This window comes from Lactococcus sp. DD01 (genome assembly GCF_001578715.1).
Lineage (GTDB): Bacteria > Bacillota > Bacilli > Lactobacillales > Streptococcaceae > Lactococcus > Lactococcus petauri.
Genome location: NZ_KQ968953.1, coordinates 1 through 764, shown reverse-complemented (window position 1 = coordinate 764; position 764 = coordinate 1). Strand labels below are relative to the sequence as shown.

Below are 764 nucleotides of genomic sequence, written 5' to 3'. Positions count from 1 at the left end.
AAAGGAACCTGCAGAAATCAAAAGAATACCAAAAATAAGTAATGAACGAATACTAATACTGTCAGAAAGGGATGCATAGACGACTGCTCCCATCCCTATAACTAATCCGGCCAAGGTCACTTGCCAAGCTACTGTACTCGCAGAAACATGGAAATATTCAACCAGTTTAGGGGAAATTATTTTAAAAGAATTATCAATGACCAAAGAAAAAATCATCAATAAAAGGATGACAGGAACAGCTTTGCCCACCTGTACTTCTTGTGTTGTATTTTGCTGACTTGTAGAGAGTTGTGCTTCCACAGTTAGTCCTCCGATATGATATATTTAAGCGCTTCATGAAAACGCTATCTTTAAAGAATATAATTATTATATCTTAAACATTTCTGAAAATGTATTCGCTTCCTCATGAAATATCTTAAAAAACTTTACAAAAAAAGACAAGTTACTAACTTGTCTTCTTTTATCTGATTGTACCTTTTGCGCGATAGATAGTAAACATATCCACCATAATACGACAAATGACTTCTAAAGGTAAAATACTTCCAGCATCTCCATAGAGTTCTTCTTTCTCTAATTTACTTTGATAAGCAAGTAGATAGTAGTCACTCATTTGGGCCAATTGGCTTCGGTAGTTACTTGTCAGAACTATTACTTTTGCACCCTTCTTCTTTGCTTTTTTAGCTGCAGAAACAATGATTTTCTCCTCACCTGTTGAAGAAACGATAAGCATCATATCTTCTGAAGTCAGTTTTTCAGCATACATT

Annotated in this window: 1 protein-coding gene and 1 pseudogene; both read right to left on the bottom strand. The window is 34.6% G+C overall.

Features of this window, described 5'->3' with window-relative positions:
* A pseudogene (locus LACDD01_RS11265) lies at window positions 1–216 on the bottom strand (MFS transporter); the annotation flags it as partial.
* A 244-nt stretch (window positions 217–460) separates the two neighbouring features.
* Window positions 461–764 (bottom strand): SIS domain-containing protein (locus tag LACDD01_RS11260; protein ID WP_156468536.1); only part of this gene is annotated, 304 nt, incomplete at its 5' end.